At 69.9% G+C, this 14,210-nt stretch carries 18 protein-coding genes; 14 read left to right on the forward strand and 4 right to left on the reverse strand.

Features of this window, described 5'->3' with window-relative positions:
- Window positions 1-85: 85 nt before the first annotated feature.
- Window positions 86-787 carry a response regulator transcription factor CtrA gene (gene ctrA, locus Q0581_RS13555; protein WP_292259662.1) on the reverse strand — a complete coding sequence of 234 codons (702 nt, stop codon included), beginning with the start codon at window positions 785-787 and terminating at the stop codon, window positions 86-88.
- Between the two features lie 337 nt (window positions 788-1,124).
- On the opposite strand from ctrA, the gene Q0581_RS13560 reads away from it, so the two are divergent.
- Window positions 1,125-1,481 (forward strand): chromosomal replication initiator DnaA, encoded by a 357-nt coding sequence (locus Q0581_RS13560; RefSeq protein ID WP_298700997.1) that lies wholly within the window; start codon window positions 1,125-1,127, stop codon window positions 1,479-1,481.
- A complete protein-coding gene (locus tag Q0581_RS13565) occupies window positions 1,478-2,185 on the forward strand; it encodes a DUF6456 domain-containing protein (RefSeq protein WP_298700998.1) in 708 nt (235 codons plus the stop codon). Before Q0581_RS13560 ends, Q0581_RS13565 begins: the two co-directional genes overlap by 4 nt.
- Before the next feature lie 4 nt (window positions 2,186-2,189).
- Here the strand turns inward: Q0581_RS13565 and Q0581_RS13570 are convergent, their stop codons facing one another.
- Window positions 2,190-2,615 (reverse strand): SufE family protein, encoded by a 426-nt coding sequence (locus tag Q0581_RS13570; RefSeq protein ID WP_298700999.1) that lies wholly within the window; start codon window positions 2,613-2,615, stop codon window positions 2,190-2,192.
- A gap of 167 nt (window positions 2,616-2,782) precedes the next feature.
- On the opposite strand from Q0581_RS13570, the gene Q0581_RS13575 reads away from it, so the two are divergent.
- Window positions 2,783-4,456, forward strand: a complete 1,674-nt coding sequence (locus tag Q0581_RS13575) for a HAMP domain-containing sensor histidine kinase (protein WP_298701000.1) — start codon at window positions 2,783-2,785, stop codon at window positions 4,454-4,456.
- Between the two features lie 6 nt (window positions 4,457-4,462).
- On the opposite strand, the gene Q0581_RS13580 is transcribed toward Q0581_RS13575, so the two are convergent.
- Window positions 4,463-5,323 carry a hypothetical protein gene (locus tag Q0581_RS13580; RefSeq protein ID WP_298701001.1) on the reverse strand — a complete coding sequence of 287 codons (861 nt, stop codon included), beginning with the start codon at window positions 5,321-5,323 and terminating at the stop codon, window positions 4,463-4,465.
- Window positions 5,324-5,379: 56 nt separating this feature from the next.
- Here Q0581_RS13580 and Q0581_RS13585 point away from each other — a divergent pair, with 56 nt between their 5' ends.
- Entirely contained in the window at window positions 5,380-5,715 is a 336-nt protein-coding gene (locus Q0581_RS13585) for a DUF1491 family protein (RefSeq protein ID WP_292259614.1), read from the forward strand.
- Window positions 5,708-6,373: a DUF1345 domain-containing protein gene (locus tag Q0581_RS13590; protein WP_298701002.1), complete on the forward strand. Its 666-nt coding sequence runs from the start codon at window positions 5,708-5,710 to the stop codon at window positions 6,371-6,373. Before Q0581_RS13585 ends, Q0581_RS13590 begins: the two co-directional genes overlap by 8 nt.
- Here the strand turns inward: Q0581_RS13590 and Q0581_RS13595 are convergent.
- Window positions 6,370-6,768, reverse strand: coding sequence for a helix-turn-helix domain-containing protein (locus Q0581_RS13595; protein WP_298701003.1), 399 nt, complete (start codon window positions 6,766-6,768; stop codon window positions 6,370-6,372). The genes Q0581_RS13590 and Q0581_RS13595 overlap by 4 nt on opposite strands.
- A gap of 109 nt (window positions 6,769-6,877) precedes the next feature.
- On the opposite strand from Q0581_RS13595, the gene Q0581_RS13600 reads away from it, so the two are divergent.
- The 9 genes from Q0581_RS13600 (at window position 6,878) to Q0581_RS13640 (ending at window position 14,158) form a co-directional block, all read left to right on the forward strand.
- On the forward strand, window positions 6,878-7,627 hold the full coding sequence (locus Q0581_RS13600) for an SDR family NAD(P)-dependent oxidoreductase (RefSeq protein WP_298701004.1): 750 nt from the start codon (window positions 6,878-6,880) through the stop codon (window positions 7,625-7,627).
- Between the two features lie 306 nt (window positions 7,628-7,933).
- The gene (locus Q0581_RS13605) at window positions 7,934-9,409 is read left to right on the forward strand and encodes a DEAD/DEAH box helicase (RefSeq protein WP_298701013.1); all 1,476 of its coding nucleotides are present in this window, start codon (window positions 7,934-7,936) and stop codon (window positions 9,407-9,409) included.
- A gap of 78 nt (window positions 9,410-9,487) precedes the next feature.
- Window positions 9,488-10,306, forward strand: coding sequence for a type I methionyl aminopeptidase (gene map / locus Q0581_RS13610; protein WP_298701005.1), 819 nt, complete (start codon window positions 9,488-9,490; stop codon window positions 10,304-10,306).
- 41 nt (window positions 10,307-10,347) lie between these two features.
- Window positions 10,348-11,079, forward strand: coding sequence for a DNA repair protein RadC (radC, locus tag Q0581_RS13615; protein ID WP_298701006.1), 732 nt, complete (start codon window positions 10,348-10,350; stop codon window positions 11,077-11,079).
- Window positions 11,080-11,081: 2 nt separating this feature from the next.
- Entirely contained in the window at window positions 11,082-12,095 is a 1,014-nt protein-coding gene (locus tag Q0581_RS13620) for a N(4)-(beta-N-acetylglucosaminyl)-L-asparaginase (protein ID WP_298701008.1), read from the forward strand.
- Window positions 12,096-12,145: 50 nt separating this feature from the next.
- Complete coding sequence (locus Q0581_RS13625) at window positions 12,146-12,385, forward strand: BolA family transcriptional regulator (protein ID WP_298701009.1); 240 nt, start codon at window positions 12,146-12,148, stop codon at window positions 12,383-12,385.
- A gap of 3 nt (window positions 12,386-12,388) precedes the next feature.
- The gene (locus tag Q0581_RS13630) at window positions 12,389-13,306 is read left to right on the forward strand and encodes an aldo/keto reductase (RefSeq protein WP_298701010.1); all 918 of its coding nucleotides are present in this window, start codon (window positions 12,389-12,391) and stop codon (window positions 13,304-13,306) included.
- Between the two features lie 76 nt (window positions 13,307-13,382).
- A complete protein-coding gene (gene grxD / locus Q0581_RS13635) occupies window positions 13,383-13,730 on the forward strand; it encodes a Grx4 family monothiol glutaredoxin (RefSeq protein ID WP_298701011.1) in 348 nt (115 codons plus the stop codon).
- A complete protein-coding gene (locus Q0581_RS13640) occupies window positions 13,730-14,158 on the forward strand; it encodes an acyl-CoA thioesterase (protein ID WP_298701012.1) in 429 nt (142 codons plus the stop codon). The genes grxD and Q0581_RS13640 overlap by 1 nt, the downstream gene beginning before the upstream one ends.
- Window positions 14,159-14,210 lie beyond the last annotated feature (52 nt).

Below are 14,210 nucleotides of genomic sequence, written 5' to 3' on the forward strand. Positions count from 1 at the left end.
GATGTTCGGGGTCCGGCAGGTCGGAAATGCGAAACGCCCGCCGGGCGTCCGGCGGGCGTTCCACGATCTTTGGGGCCTGTCGCGATCAGGCGGCGACGGTCTGGGCGCCCTCGGCCGGGTCGCGCAGCACATAGCCGCGGCCCCAGACGGTTTCGATATAGTGTTTGCCGCCGGCCGCCGTGGCCAGCTTCTTGCGCAGCTTGCAGATGAAGACGTCGATGATCTTCAGCTCCGGCTCGTCCATGCCGCCGTACAGGTGGTTCAGGAACATTTCCTTGGTCAGGGTCGTGCCCTTGCGCAGGGAAAGCAGCTCCAGCATCTGATATTCCTTGCCGGTCAGATGCACGCGGTGGCCGTTCACCTCGACCGTCTTGGCGTCCAGGTTCACCGCGATCTCGCCGGTGTGGATGATGGCCTGGGCGTGGCCCTTGGACCGACGCACCACGGCGTGGACGCGGGCGATAAGCTCGTCCTTATGGAACGGCTTGGTCATATAGTCGTCGGCGCCGCCGCCGAAGGTCTTCACCTTGGTTTCGATCTCGTGCGTCCCCGACAGGATCATCACCGGGGTGTTGATCTTGCCCACGCGCAGCTGGCGCAGCACTTCCAGACCGTTCATGTCCGGCAGGTTCAGGTCCAGCAGGATCAGGTCGTAGTCATAGATCTTGCCCAGATCGATGCCTTCTTCACCCAGGTCGGTCGTGTAGACGTTGAAGCCTTCCGACTTCAGCATCAGCTCGATGCTCTGCGCCGTGGCGTGATCGTCTTCAATCAGCAGAACGCGCATTCATGCCCCTCCAGGCGAAGCTTGGCTTTATGACCCGGTTGCGAGCAAACGGGTAACCTTGTTCCGACGTTAACGGGCCGAAGCCTTAAGAAGTGTTAACGCCACCCCATTGAGGCGAATCGTAGGCTGATTTGCGAATCGGCGTCGAGAGTCCCGAGTCAACCAGACTCACTTTTTTCGCTCGCCCCAGTCCACGCGCCGCATCGGAACGGCTTTTGCGCCCGCCGCCACGGGCGACACGACCGAACCTGACGTTGATTAGGAATATTCTCCTATCATAGTCGCCGCATCCGGCATGCTGCGCGACCAACGAACAATCAGGGGAGAGTTTTCACGCATGTCCGAACCCTATCGTGTGCCCGTCATCGAGACCGACCGGTCCAAGGCGGGCCTGGCCATTCATCTGGTCGCCACCACCACCGGCCGCTCGGCCCGCCGCCTGTCCGAGCCGGGGCGGCTGAACCCCCTGGACTGCCGCGCCCGCTGGGTGGCCATGTATCTCAGCCACATCGCCTTCGGCTGGCCGCTGGAACGGGTCGGCCATGTCTTCGGCGTCAACCGCGCCACCGCCGGCCATGCCTGCCGCTGGGTCGAGGACGAACGCGACCGGCCGGAGCTGGATTCCCTGCTGGACCGGTTGGAGGCCCTGATCGCCGGCCTGTTCGACGCGCCGCGCTGCGAGCTGCCGCGTTGAGCGCGCCGGTCGACCGCGCCCGCGCCCTGATGGCCCGGCCCGGCGCCTGGCTGGAGGCGGCGGACGGCGGCTACGCCCTGCGCCTGGGGCCGGACCGGCGTTCGCGGGTGGTGCTGATCGTGGACGAAGCCGCCTTCGCCGCCCTGGTCGCCGATCCGGGCCTGGCGGTGCGTCCGGGCGGCGGCTGGCGCCGCCGCCTGCAACCGTCCGCGTCCCCCGATCTCGCCGCCCGGCCCGGCCGCATCGAGGGCCAGCGCACGGTGATGGACGCCGAGGGCCGCGCCACCGTCCGGCGCGCCAATCTGGGTGAAAGCCCCATCGCCTGGCTGGCCCGGCGTCGCGACGCCCAGGGCCGCCCCTTCCTGAGCGCGATGCAGGCGGCGGCCGGCGAGCGCCTGCGCCTGGAGGCCGAAACCGCTCTGGCCGGCCCCTCCCTGACCATGCGCTGGGACGCCCTGCCCCGCTCGGGCGCCGGAACCTCGGCGCGGGTCGAGCCGACCGACCGCGCCCTGTCGGCGGCGCGCCGGGTGCAGGCGGCCCTTGCCTCTGTCGACCCCCATCTGCGGGCGATGCTGGAGCGGATTTGCGTGCGCGGCTCGTCGCTGCGCCTGGCCGAGGACGGCCTGGGTCTGCGCCGCCGCGAAGGCAAGGCCCTGCTGCGCGACGGGCTGGACGCCCTGGCGCGTCATTACCGGATCGGGTGACGCCTCACGCCGCCACCAGCGCCGCCTCGCGGATGCGGCCGACCATGCTGTTCAGCCCATTGGCCCGCTGGCGGGTCAGGGCCTGGGGCAGGCCCAGCCGGTCCAGCGCCGCCCGCGCGTCGAAGCCCAGGATCTGATCCGCCGTCCGGCCGGAATACAGTTTCAGCAGCAGGGCGACGTTGCCCTTGGACAGGGCGCTGTCGGAATCGGCCCGGAACCACAGCCGCCCGTCGCGCGCGTCCGACGCCAGCCACACCTGGGCCGCACAGCCGGGCACCTTGTTGGCCTCGACGCGATCCGCATCGTCCAGCGGCGCCAGCCCCTTGCCCAGGTCGATGACATATTCGATCCGCCCCTCCCAGTCGCCCAAGAGGTCGAATTCCTCGACCAGTTCGGCCAGGGTGTCTTCGGGCGGCGGGGGGATGCTCATGCCGCGCCAGATAGGGCCTGGCGCCGTTAAGGACAATCGTCGCGGTCATCCCCAGGTGAACGGGGTTCGGACCCAGGCCATCCTCGCCTGTCGGGCGATCCGTCTTTAGGCGACTCGCGGCGAAGGCTAGGCTGGCGCGGCCTCCTCAACGTCTGGACCTCAGCCTTTTGAACCCTGCCCCTCCCACCGCCGCCAAGGTCACGTCGGGCGGTCGCCCGGCCCTGGCCGTCTGGCATGGCGCCTGGGCGGCGGCCATGGCGGTGCTGGTCCTGGCGGGGAGGTTCCTGCCGGCGGCCGACCTGGCGGCCACCGATCTGGCGGCGCTGGTGGTTCTGGCGCTGCCAGGCCTTGCGGGCCTGGCCCTGCGCTGGCGCGACGGCGATGGGCCGCGCGGCCTTGTGCTGATCGTCTGGGTTCTGGCCGCCACGGGAGCGGCAGGCCTGACCGGCGGCCTGACCGGGGCGCTGGGCGCGACCGTGCTTGCCCCCCTGGCGGCGGGGGTGGCGCTGGAGCGGCGGCCCTTTCTGATCTTCGGCGCCGTGGGTGCGGGCGTGGCGGTCGTGACCGGCCTGGCCTCGATCTGGCTGGCCGGCGCGGGAACCAGCGCGCCGGCGGCGGCGGCGGTCATCGGGCTTGTGGTCCTGATCGCCCTGGCCTGGGCGCTGCATCTTTCGCAGAGCGAACGCCTGAGCCGGCTGGACGCCGCCGAGGCCGCCGCCGCACGCACCGAAACCCTGCTGGCGGCCCTGCCGGCCCTGACCCTGGTGCTGGAGCCTTCGGGCCGCGTCGTGGCGGCCTATGGCGCGGCCCCGCCCGCCCTGCCGGTCGATCCCCTGTTCGATCAGGGGCTGGTGGCCGCCATCCACGCGCCCGACCGCCCGGCCGTCCTGTCGGCCCTGGACAAGGCCCTGGCGGGACAGGCGGCCCAGGTGCGTTTCGCCCCGCGCCTGTCGCTGGACCGGCGGGTGGTCATGGTGCTGCGGCCCCTGATCGACAGTTCGGGCGCGCGGCGGATCGCGGCCCTGGTCTTCGACGACACGGTTCAATACGCCCACGAAGTCGGGCTGGAGACCGCCCGCGCCGAGGCCCAGGCCCACAGCGACGGCAAGACCCGCTTTCTGGCCAATATGAGCCACGAACTGCGCACCCCGCTGAACGCCGTGCTGGGCTTTTCCGACATGATGCAGCAGGGGCTGTTCGGCCCCCTGCCGCCGAAATACGCCGACTACGCCCACTCGATCCACGAGGCGGGCGGCCATCTGCTGGACCTGATCAACGACGTGCTGGACGTCGCCAAGATCGAGGCCGAACGCTACGAACTGTCGCTGGAGCGGTTCGACGCTCGCGACGTGCTGTCGGCCGCCGTCGCCCTGGTCCGGCCCCAGGCGGCGGATCGCGGCGTCGATCTGGCCGCCGTCCTGCCGGCCGAGCCTCTGACCGTCACCGCCGACCGCCGGGCGCTGAAGCAGATCGCGCTGAACCTGCTGTCGAACGCCGTCAAATTCACCCCGGCCGGCGGCTCCGCGACCCTGGCCGCCGATGCGGTGGGGCCGTATCTGGAGGTGGTGGTGTCCGACACCGGCGTCGGCATCGCGCCCCAGGATCTGGGCCGTCTGGGCCGCCCGTTCGAACAGGCCGGCGGGGCGGATCAGAAGTCACAGGGCACGGGCCTGGGCCTGTCGCTGGTGCGGGCGCTGGCGGAACTGCACGGCGGGCGCATGACGGTGGACTCCACCCTGGGCGAAGGCACGGCCGTCACCATCCGCCTGCCGGTGGTCGAGATGACCCGCCCCGCCCCGCCGCCCGACGGCGCCCAGATCATTCCCCTGACCGCCGACTGACCGGCGTCAGACCGGCCCCATGGCCAAAAAGGCGCGACCGGCGGCGAAATCGCCCGCCTCGTAACGCGCCCGCGCCACGCTGTCGTCGCGGAACATAAACTCGATCACGAACGGCTCGCGCGGGTCCAGCCGCGCCAGGGCGGCGCCCAGTTCGGCCGGAAAGGTCCAGGCGTCGCCCGGCCCGTTCGCCTCGGTCAGGCCCGTCACGGCGGGCGCGACGCCCGACGACCAGATGGTCATGCGCTGCCCCTCGGACGGCAGGGCGCCGGGCCAGGGGCGGGCGCTAAGGCGCGCATCGCGCATCACCACCCGCGCCGCATAGGGCCGGGGCGCGCCGACGAAAGACACCACCGCCGTCAGCCGCTCGTCATTCGCCTGACCGACATAGCCGAACCGCACGGGCGAGGCGCCGGTGCGCCCGGCCTGCATCAGCCGCCATCCCGGCCGGGTGAAGGCGTAGCGGTCGGCCCGCCAGCCCGCGCGTCCGGCCTCGAAGGTCATGCGGGCCAGTCGCGACCAGCCCGAGAACGCCTGCTCGACCCGCGCCCGGACCACCGCCAGATCGGCGTCGTCGCAGGCCGTGGCCGAGGCCCGCACCCGCGCCCGCGCCGCGCGCGCCGCCAGATCCGGCTCGGCCGCCCCGCCGCGCAGGGCCGCACCACGCGCCTGCCACGCCGCCGCATCCAGCGCCGCCCGCACCGGCCCCGCGAACAGGCCGCACCGGGCATCGGCGGCCAGAACGAAGCTGCGTTCATAGAAGGTCTGGGCCGGCCCGGCCTGGGCCGCCGCCGGCGCGCCAGACGTGGCCACCGCCGCAATCACGGCGGCGATCAGGCTGGCGTTGCGGGCGTTTCGGCCTATCCTCATGCCGTGACCCTAGCCCCCCGCGGGTTCCGGTCCGGTTTCCGATCAGGGTTAGCGAATTGCTTCTTTCCTCAGACGTCTGGGTCGCCGCCCTGATCCGCCGGGCCGAGATCGAGGGCGCGTCCGCCGTGGTGGTCAAGCGCGGCGACGCCCGCGCCGGAACCGTGCTGGTCAAGGCCTATGACACCGCCAACCGCACCGCCCGCCTTTACACCGAGGCCTTCGGTCCCGATGGCGAACGCCTGTGGATCCAACCGGTGAAGAGCGAGTTCGAAAGCGAACTGGACGCCTATATCCAGCGCCAGCGCGGCTATGACCCCGACCTGTGGGTGGTCGAGATCGAAGATCGCCAGGGCCGCCATTTCATCACCGAAAAGGTCGCGGCCGATGGCTGAGGCGTCGGACCGCCTAACCCGCCTGCTCCGACTGCACGGCGCCGCGCTGGGCGGGGCGGCGGCGGGGGTTCTGGCGGGCGTCGCCGTGCCGGGTGACTGGTCCTGGCCCTTGCGCGCCGCGGCGGCCTGGGATTCGGGGGTGTTGGTGTTCCTGGGCCTGACCCTGGCCCGCGCCTGGGGCCGCTCCATCGACGACATCCGCCAGCGCGCGGCCGAGATGGATCAGGCGGGCGGCTGGGTTCTACCGCTGGGCCTCATGGCGGCGGCGGCCAGCCTGGTCGTCGTGGTCGCCCTGGCGGCGGAACGCGCGGCAGGTTCGCAGGCCTGGGCGTGGACCGCCGGCGCCGCGATGGCGACCATCGCCCTGTCGTGGCTGTTCACCCACGTCATCTTCGCCCTGCACTACGCCCACGGCTATTATGCGCCGGGGCCGGACGGGGGTGATCGGCGCGGCCTGATCTTTCCGGGCGAGGATGCGCCCGACGACTGGGACTTCCTGCATTTCGCCCTGGTCATCGGCGTGGCGGCCCAGACCGCCGACGTTCAGATCGCGTCCCGGCCCCTGCGCCGCCTGGCCACCCTGCACGGGCTGATGGCGTTTCTGTTCAACACCGTGATCGTGGCCCTGGCGGTCAATATGGCGGTAGGTCTGATCTAGCGCGCGTCGAAGGCTGCGCGCGCCGCCTCGATCCGGTCGATGTGCGCCTCGGCCCAGGTCCAGACGCCGCAGAAGGCCTCGGCCAGCGACCCGCCCAGATCGGTCAGGCGATATTCGACGCGCGGCGGAATGACCGGATGGACCGTGCGCACCACCAGTCCGTCCCGCTCCATGGCCCGCAGGGTCTGGGTCAGCATCTTCTGGCTGATGCCGCCCACCTGTTCGCCGATGCGGGTGAAGCGCAGTTCGCCGTGTTCGGCCAAGACCTCCAGCACCAGCATGGTCCATTTGTCCGCCACCCGGCCGATCACCTCATTGACCAGGGCCTCGACACGCGGATCGGCCGTCTGGCCCGTCTCGGGATGGGCGATTTTTGCGGGCGGAAGCGCCGTCATGACCATTTCTTCCTGTCAGGTAAGTATGGCGGTTTCTGGTGCCTACTTACGAATGGAGAGTGTCGGTTTTATCTAGCGGCCTGTCCCCGAACCGCAAGGAGAAACCCTGATGGACATCGCCAACTCCACCCTTCTGATCACCGGCGGCGGCACGGGCATTGGGCGCGGCCTGGCCGAAGCCTTCCATGCGCGCGGCGCGCGGGTCATCATCACCGGCCGGCGCGAGGCGCCGCTGAAACAGGTCGCCGACGCCAACCCCGGCATGGCCTGGGCGACGCTGGACATGGACGATCCGGCGGCCATCGCCGCCTTCGCCCGGACTGTCGTGCGCGACCACCCTGCCCTGAACGGCGTCATCCACAACGCCGGGATCATGAAGACCGAAGACCTGACCGCCGATCCGATCGATCTGGCCACGGCCGAGGCCATGATCACCACCAATCTGCTGGGGCCGATCCGCCTGACCACGGCCCTCCTGCCCCACCTGCGGGCCCAGCCATCGGCCACGGTCATGACCGTGACGTCCGGTCTGGCCTTCATTCCGCTGACGGCCACCCCGACCTACAACGCCACCAAGGCGGCGCTGCACAGCTGGACCATCGCCCTGCGCGATCAGTTGCGCGACACGGCGGTCGAAGTGCTGGAGATCGCCCCGCCCGGCGTGGCCACCGACCTGATGCCGGGCCACGCCGACAACCCGGCCTATATGCCCCTGGCGGACTATGTCGCCGAGGTGATGGGCCTGATCGAGGCCGGCGATGCGCCGCGCGGCGAAATCCTGGTCGAGCGGGTCAAGCCGCTGCGCCATGCCGAAAGCAGCGGCGCCTGGGACCAGGTCTTCGCCCTGCTGAACCGCTGAAATCCCGGGGCCGGCGGCGAGTCCGACCGGCCCCCGCCTTGACGCCGCCTTATTCCAGGCCCATCTGATGCTGCATCGCACCACGCGATGACCGGCGTGCTCCAGCGCGTGAGGGTCCGATTTCGGACCTGTCTGTCGAAGCGCCCGGCTCTTTTTTAGATCATCCGTCGCCGCATCACGCGGGGCGACGCCCGTTTCCCGCCCCAGCCTCTGGGGCCGGCGATACGCGCGTCATCCCGGCGAAGCCCGGCCGCGCACGTCGCCGCATTCGAAAGATACGACGTGAGCAAGATCACCTTTGACTCCATGGGCCTGAATCCGGCCCTGCTTCAGGCCCTCAAGGCCGAGGGTTACGAAACCCCCACCCCCATCCAGCAGCAGGCCATCCCCCAGGTGATGACCGGCAAGGATTTGCTGGGCATCGCCCAGACCGGCACCGGCAAGACGGCGGCCTTCGCCCTGCCGATCCTGCATCGCCTGGCCGCCAACCGCATCGCCCCCCAGCCGCGCACGACCCGCTGCCTGGTGCTGAGCCCCACGCGCGAACTGGCCACCCAGATCGGCGAGAGCTTCAAGGCCTATGGCAAGCACCTGGGCTTCCGCGTCGCGGTCATCTTCGGCGGCGTGAAATACGGCGCCCAGGAACGCGCCCTGCAACAGGGCCTGGACATCCTGGTGGCCGCGCCCGGCCGCCTGCTGGACCACATCCAGCAGAAGACCCTGGACCTGTCCTCGACCGAAATCTTCGTGCTGGACGAAGCGGACCAGATGCTGGACCTGGGCTTCATCAAGCCGATCCGCCAGATCGTCAGCCGCATCCCCGCCCGTCGCCAGAACCTGTTCTTCTCGGCCACCATGCCCAGCGAGATCGGCAAGCTGGCGGGCGAACTGCTGAAGGACCCGGTCAAGGTCCAGGTCACGCCCCAGGCCACCACGGTCGAGCGCATCAAACAGTCGGTCGTCCACATCGAACAGGGCCGCAAGCGCGCCCTGCTGACCGAGCTGTTCTCTGATCCGGGCTATACCCGCTGCCTGGTCTTCACCAAGACCAAGCATGGCGCCGACAAGGTGGCCGCCTATCTGGAGGCGGGCGGCGTCGAGGCCGGGGCCATCCACGGCAACAAGTCCCAGCCCCAGCGTGAGCGCACCCTGGAGGCCTTCAAGAAGGGCAAGCTGCGGGTGCTGGTCGCCACCGACATCGCCGCGCGCGGCATCGACGTGGACGGCGTGACCCACGTCGTGAATTTCGAGCTGCCCTATGTGCCCGAAGCCTATGTGCACCGCATCGGCCGCACGGCCCGCGCGGGCGCCGACGGCACCGCCATCAGCTTCGTCGCCGGCGACGAGATGAAGCTGCTCAAGGACATCGAGAAGGTCACCCGCCAGAAGATCCCGGCCATCGACCGTCGCAACGACCGCGCGCTTCAGGCCCTGGACGCCTCGATCATGGCCTCGGGCGTCGGCAAGAAGGCCACCCTGCCCGAGCGTGAAGGCGGCGAGCGCCAGAACCAGCCGCGCCGGGGCCGCAATCCGCACCGTGACGGCGTCCGCCCCGAAGGCGGCGGCCAGCCGCACCGCCAGCGCAAGGGCAATCGCGGCGACGCGGCCCGCGCCGCGCCGCCCGTCCGCGCCTATGACCCCATGTCCGGCGAGCGCCCGCGCACGGTCAACAACGACCCGCGCGCCAATGAGGCCCGCAGCGAGCCGAAGCCGGTCGGCGAAATGAAGCGCCGCCCCCGTCGCCGCCCGTCCAACGGCGGCAAGGGCTACGCCAAGGCCTGACGAAGACCAGAGGGCGGACCGCTGCGCCCGCCCTCGCCTGTTATGCTATAAGTCGTCATTCGATCCCGAGACCCGACCATGTACGAAACCCAGGACATCGACACCGACAGCTTCACTCGCTCGGCCGAAATCCGCGTCCACGGGCCGGAAGGCTTCGAGGGCATGCGCAAGGCCGGCCGTCTGGTGGCCGAGGCCCTGGACATGATCGCCGCCCATGTCGTGCCCGGCGTCACCACCGGCGAACTGGACGATCTGGTGCGCGAGTTCACCCTGGACAACGGCGGCCTGCCCGCCTGCCTAGGCTACAAGGGCTACACCAAGACCATCTGCACCTCGATCAACCATGTCGTCTGTCACGGCATTCCGGGCGACCGGGTGCTGAAGGACGGCGACATCGTCAACATCGACCACACCGTCATCGTCGATGGCTGGCACGGCGATTCCAGCCGCATGTATTCGGTCGGCGACATCAATCCGCGGGCGAAGAAGCTGGTGGACGTCACCTATGAATCCCTGCGTCTGGGGCTGGAGCAGGTGAAGCCGGGAAACACCTTCGGCGACATCGGCTATGCGATCCAGAAATACGTCGAGGCCAATCGCATGAGCGTGGTGCGCGACTTCTGCGGCCACGGCATCGGCCGGGTGTTCCACGACAGCCCCAACGTCCTGCACTACGGCCGCCGAGGCGAAGGCGCGGTGCTGAAGCCCGGTATGTTCTTCACCATCGAGCCGATGGTGAACCTGGGCAAGCCGCCGGTGAAGGTGCTGTCCGACGGCTGGACCGCCGTGACCCGCGACAAGTCCCTGTCGGCCCAGTGCGAACATACGGTCGGCGTCACCGAAGACGGCGTCGAGATCTTCACCGCCAGCCCCGCCGGCCTGTTCCGCCCGAACTGATGGGCGCTTGATCGGGCCGCGCCAGCGGTTACCGTCACGCCGTGACCGACGCCGCCGATCCGCCCGCGAAAGCCAAACCCCGCCATTCGGGCCACCGCGAGCGGCTGCGCGAACGCGCGGCCAAGGGCGGGATCGAGGCCCTGCCCGACTATGAGCTGCTGGAACTGCTGCTGTTCCGCTCGATCCCCTACAAGGACACCAAGCCCCTGGCCAAGGACCTGCTGGCCCGGTTCGGCAGTCTGGAGGGCATCGGCGCGGCGACCCATGAGGCGGTCGAGGATCAGGTGGCGCAATCCATGGGCTATGCGCGGGGCAAGACCTCGCGCGCGGTGGCGCTGGACCTGCAGCTGATCTTCGCCGTGGCCCAGCGGGTGGCCCGCGAACCGGCCGCCAAACGCCCGGTCATCTCGTCCTGGACGGCCCTGGTCGCCTATGTGCGCATCGCCCTTCAGCACGAGCCGCGCGAGCAGTTCCGCGTGCTGTATCTGGACAAGAAGAACCAGCTGATCCTGGACGAGATCCAGAACCGCGGCACGGTCGACCACGCCCCCGTCTATCCGCGCGAAGTGGTGCGACGCGCGCTGGAGCTGTCGTCCAGCGCGATCATCCTGGTCCACAATCATCCGTCCGGCGACCCGACGCCCAGCCGCGCCGACATCGACATGACCCGCCAGGTGATCGAGGCGGGCAAGGCCCTGAACGTCCAGGTCCACGACCATCTGATCGTCGCCCGCGACGGAGTGTCCAGCTTCAAGCAACTGGGACTGATGTGACCATGACCGACCTGTCGCGCAGAGGCGCCCTGGCCCTGAGCGCCGCCGGCCTGGCCGCCACGACGGCCCGCGCCCAGGACGCCGCTCCCGCCGTCCTGGTCTCGACCTGGGATTTCGGCGCGGCCGCCAACGCCGCCGGTCTGGCCGTCTATCGCCAGGGAGGATCGGCCCTGGACATGGTCGAGGCGGCGGCCCGCGTGGCCGAAGCGGACACGACCAACAGTTCCGTCGGCCTGGGCGGCATGCCGGACCGCGAAGGCCGGGTCACCCTGGACGCCGTGGTCATGAACCATCGGGGCGACATCGGCGCCGTCCTGGCGCTGGAAGACGTGGTCCACGCCGTCTCGGTGGCTCGCCGGGTGATGGAGCGGACCCCGCATGTCATGCTGGCCGGCGCCGGTGCGCGCGCTTTCGCGGTCGAGCAGGGCTTTCCCACCCAGTCGCTGCTGACGCCCGCAGCGGAACGCGCCTGGCGCGACTGGCTGACGCAATCCCGCTACGCCCCGCGCGCCAACAGCGAGAATGACGACTGGCGCAACCGGACGCCGGGCGGCCCGCTGGATCACGACACCATCGGCGTTCTGGGCATGGGGGCCGACGGCCACATGGCCGGGGCCTGCACCACCTCGGGCATGGCCTTCAAGATGCGCGGCCGCATCGGCGACAGCCCCATCGTCGGGGCCGGCCTCTATGTCGACGACGAGGTCGGCGCCGCCACCGGCACCGGCGTGGGCGAAGACATCGTCCGCGTCGCCGGATCCCATGCGGTGGTCGAGGCCATGCGCGCGGGCCTGGACCCCAACGCCGCCTGCCGCCGGGTGATCGAACGCCTGGCCCGTCTGCGCGGCGATCGGGTGGCGGACCATCAGGTCGCCCTGCTGGCCCTGGACCGCCGGGGCCGCGCCGGGGGCTTCGCGCTTCAGCCCGGCTTCACCTATGCGGTGACCACGTCGGACGGCGCCACGCGGATCGAGCGCGCCGGATCATTGTTCGACGTCGCCCGACCAATAGGCTGACATTAAGGTTTACGGCCCAAGCTGCGCGCGATTCAGTCGAGACGCGCCCCATGCCCATGTCTGCCGAAACGCTGCGCGACCATCTGGTCCAGGCTTTTCCCGACGCCGAGATCGAGATCGTCGATCTGGCGGGCGACGGCGACCATTACCGCGCCCGCATCGTCTCGACCGCCTTCGCCGGCGTGCCGCGCGTGCGCCAGCACCAGATGGTCTATGCCGCGCTGAAGGGCCAGATGGGCGGCGAACTGCATGCCCTGGCCCTCGAAACCTCTGCCCCGACAGGAGGCTGAGCCATGCGTTACCGCCCCTTCGGCCGCTCCGGGGCCGCCATCTCGAACCTGACCCTGTCGCTGGGGTTCGACGCCCTGTCGCGCGGCCCGGACCAGGCCAAGGAGCTGATCTATTCGGCTCTGGAATCGGGCATCAACGCCTATCGGCTGGAAACCGCCGACCCCATCCTGGCCGAGGTGGTCGGCCAGGCCCTGTCGCACATCGACCGCAAGCTGGTCTGCGTCAGCCTGGCCCTGGGTCGCGGCGACGGCCGCCGGGGGCATGAGCGCGACTTCTCGGCCGAGGGCATGACCGGCGCCATCGATCGCGCCCTGCATGTCTCGGGCCTGGGCTGGATCGACACCGTGCTGCTGGAAGAGCCCCAGGAACATGAGCTGCCCCAGGCGTCGCTGAACGCGCTCAAGGCCCTGCGCTCCACCGGGCGGGTCCGGCTGCTGGGCGTGGCCGGCGATGGCGAAGTGATGGACGTCTATGTCTCGACCGGGGCTTTCGATGTCCTGTCCACGCCGTTCCATGTCAACTCCGGCTGGCCGGTGCGCAACCGCATCCGCACGGCGCGGGACATGGACATGGCCGTCTTCGCCTATGGCTATTTCCCCGACACCCTGACCACCGCCCGCAAGGCCGCAAGCAGCGACGCGCCGAAGAAAGGCCTGTTCGGCTTCGGCGGCGCCAAGCGGCCCAAGGAGACGCCCCTGGCCGGCGCGGGCACCTTCGCTTTCCTGCACCAGACCCACAGCTGGGACGCCGAGAGCATCTGTCTGGCCTATGCGCTGACCGAGCCGTCCATTTCCAGCGTCCTGGTCAGCGTGGACCATGCCGACCGCCTCGCCGTGCTGGCCCATGTGACCGAGCGCGACATGCCCCCCGGCCTGGCGGCCCAGATCGAAATGGCCCGCGTCAGCGCCCACGCCGCCTGACCCATTGTCGCGCTTGCCTTGACCCGGCCCCGATGGGCGCCTAGCTGACGGGCCTGTTCCAGCAAGGACGTTCCCCGTGACCGACACCGACGCCGACCCCGTCCACGCCTTCATCGCCCAGACCGTGGCCGACAACGCCGTCGTGCTGTTCATGAAGGGCACGCCGGATTCGCCGCGCTGCGGCTTCTCCTCGCTGGCGGTCCAGATCCTGGATCACGTCGGCGCGCCCTTCGTCGGCGTGGACGTGCTTCAGGACGAAGCCCTGCGCGAAGGCATCAAGGCCTTCACCGACTGGCCCACCATCCCCCAGCTGTATGTGAAGGGCGAGTTCGTGGGCGGCTCGGACATCGTGCGCGAGATGTTCGGCACCGGCGAGCTTCAGACCCTGATGGCCGAAAAGGGCGTGCCGATGGGCGAGGCCTGATGGCCCGCCCCCAGCTGGAGCCGCGCGCCGACCGCGAGGTGTTCGAGCTGCCGCTTCAGGTTCTGCCCGAACACATCGACGCCAACGGCCACGTCAACAACGTCGTCTATGTCGGCTGGCTTCAGGACGTCGGCACGGCGCACTGGAACGCCCGGTTCGACGCCGAGACGCGGGCGAAATGGTCCTGGGTCGGGACACGGCACGAGATCGACTATTTCCGCGCCCTGCCGCCGGACGCGCAAGGTGTGAAGGCCCGCACCTGGGTCGGCGATCCGCACGGCCCGCGCTTCACCCGCTATGTCCGCATCGAAGACGGCGAAGGCCGCCTGTGCGCCCAGGGCGTGACCGAATGGGTTCTGGTCGATGCGACCACCATGCGCCCGCACCGCATCCCCGCCGACATGCTGCCGGCGTTCGAACGCGTTTAGAGCGCCAGCGGGTTCAGCAGGCGGAACGGCCCCGGCGCCGTGACCTCCAGAT

Origin of the sequence: uncultured Brevundimonas sp., assembly GCF_937863155.1 — a bacterium.
Lineage (GTDB): Bacteria > Pseudomonadota > Alphaproteobacteria > Caulobacterales > Caulobacteraceae > Brevundimonas.

Bases quoted from the DNA above. Each gene is read 5' to 3' on its own strand.
- Q0581_RS13620 (WP_298701008.1), top strand. From the start codon at position 11,082: ATGACCGACCTGTCGCGCAGAGGCGCCCTGGCCCTGAGCGCCGCCGGC.
- Q0581_RS13605 (WP_298701013.1), top strand. From the start codon at position 7,934: ATGGGCCTGAATCCGGCCCTGCTTCAGGCCCTCAAGGCCGAGGGTTAC.
- Q0581_RS13625 (WP_298701009.1), top strand. From the start codon at position 12,146: ATGCCCATGTCTGCCGAAACGCTGCGCGACCATCTGGTCCAGGCTTTT.
- Q0581_RS13590 (WP_298701002.1), top strand. From the start codon at position 5,708: ATGGCTGAGGCGTCGGACCGCCTAACCCGCCTGCTCCGACTGCACGGC.
- Q0581_RS13580 (WP_298701001.1), bottom strand. From the start codon at position 5,323: ATGAGGATAGGCCGAAACGCCCGCAACGCCAGCCTGATCGCCGCCGTG.
- Q0581_RS13630 (WP_298701010.1), top strand. From the start codon at position 12,389: ATGCGTTACCGCCCCTTCGGCCGCTCCGGGGCCGCCATCTCGAACCTG.
- Q0581_RS13570 (WP_298700999.1), bottom strand. From the start codon at position 2,615: ATGAGCATCCCCCCGCCGCCCGAAGACACCCTGGCCGAACTGGTCGAG.
- Q0581_RS13600 (WP_298701004.1), top strand. From the start codon at position 6,878: ATGGACATCGCCAACTCCACCCTTCTGATCACCGGCGGCGGCACGGGC.
- Q0581_RS13640 (WP_298701012.1), top strand. From the start codon at position 13,730: ATGGCCCGCCCCCAGCTGGAGCCGCGCGCCGACCGCGAGGTGTTCGAG.
- ctrA (WP_292259662.1), bottom strand. From the start codon at position 787: ATGCGCGTTCTGCTGATTGAAGACGATCACGCCACGGCGCAGAGCATC.
- map (WP_298701005.1), top strand. From the start codon at position 9,488: ATGTACGAAACCCAGGACATCGACACCGACAGCTTCACTCGCTCGGCC.
- Q0581_RS13560 (WP_298700997.1), top strand. From the start codon at position 1,125: ATGTCCGAACCCTATCGTGTGCCCGTCATCGAGACCGACCGGTCCAAG.
- Q0581_RS13595 (WP_298701003.1), bottom strand. From the start codon at position 6,768: ATGACGGCGCTTCCGCCCGCAAAAATCGCCCATCCCGAGACGGGCCAG.